Here is a 253-nt window from a genome sequence, read left to right on the forward strand (position 1 = left end):
TGTTGGTTTGTGCAATTGGGGGGGTTGTCACATTCCCTGGGTTTGTGCTTCGTCGAGGCCAGCTCGATGCTGACGAGCTAAAAGTTTTCCCACCAAAATTGAAGCGATGGCTGGCTGTGTCTGCATGGCTTATCATCATTGGTTTTGGGTGGCTGATGCTCGCAGCTTGTGTTATAGAAATTTCCAAAATGAAGTAATTTTTGTTTCTTGATAATTGACTTATGCCTGCTGCGACAATGGTCCATTAGAACGT

Annotated in this window: 1 pseudogene; it reads left to right on the forward strand. The window is 45.1% G+C overall.

The features are described 5' to 3' along the window. Positions 1-197: pseudogene (locus SB756_RS32770) on the forward strand (hypothetical protein); the annotation flags it as partial. Between the last annotated feature and the right edge of the window lie 56 nt (positions 198-253).

Origin of the sequence: Pseudomonas sp. SIMBA_068 (assembly GCF_046534705.1) — a bacterium.
GTDB lineage: Bacteria > Pseudomonadota > Gammaproteobacteria > Pseudomonadales > Pseudomonadaceae > Aquipseudomonas > Aquipseudomonas putida.